This is a genomic window from Amycolatopsis sp. cmx-11-32 (assembly GCF_047608695.1).
Taxonomy (GTDB): Bacteria; Actinomycetota; Actinomycetes; order Mycobacteriales; family Pseudonocardiaceae; genus Amycolatopsis.
The window spans coordinates 1-846 of sequence record NZ_JADNQN010000051.1; the positions used below are offsets into that span (position 1 = coordinate 1).

The 846-nt window shown below is 60.9% G+C and carries 1 protein-coding gene; it reads left to right on the forward strand.

Annotation, left to right across the window (positions count from 1 at the left end):
• Nucleotides 1-536: 536 nt before the first annotated feature.
• A partial coding sequence (locus ACM6LR_RS39335) for a helix-turn-helix domain-containing protein (RefSeq protein WP_414945657.1) occupies nt 537-846 on the forward strand: 310 nt, incomplete at its 3' end.

Sequence of the window (846 nt, forward strand, 5' to 3'; positions counted from 1 at the left end):
AGTTAGCAGCACTAGCAGTACGCAGTTGCACGACAGTTAGCAGCACTAGCAGTACGCAGTTGCACGACAGTTAGCAGCACTAGCAGTACGCAGTTGCACGACAGTTAGCAGTACGTAAGTTGGTCAGTGCAGGACCGGTCAGGTGGCCGGAGCCGATTTCGGACAGGGCTCCGGGCAGTGACCAGCGGCGTGACGCGTGCTGGGGCCGATCAGTGAAAGGGTTCCAGCCGGTGACGTCCACGACAAACGCAGCACAGGAAGTACCCAGCAAGAAAGAAACACCGGAAAGAAGGGACAGGGAACATCATTGGATCGCCCGCCGCGGCTGGGCAGCACTGCCGCGCGGGTACCGCAGTCCCATCAGATTGGTAGGTGGTTCTCGGTTACGACTCAGCGATCTCCACATCGTCCGCCTCTCGGACGGACACCGTGGATACACGAAGTCAGCCTCACAGCCGACTGACAATGGTGAAACCTAACCCCAGGGACCCCGGACGCCTCACGGCATCCGGGGTCCCTTGCGATGCGGAGGTGGAATGATTCCAGACCAACGCGAGACCCCCACACCCAGTGGGACCGACAAATTCGACGACGACCAATACCCCGCCTACACCATGGGCCGAGCAGCAGACATGCTCGGCACAACCCAAAACTTCCTACGCAGCCTCGACGAAACCGGATTCCTCCAACCACAACGCTCAGCAGGCGGACACCGCCGCTACTCCCGCCACCAACTCCGCCTCGCCGCACGCGTACGAGAACTAGTCGACAACGGCACCGGCCTCGACGCCGCCTGCCGCATCATCACCCTCGAAGACCAACTCCACGACGCACAACACCAAAACC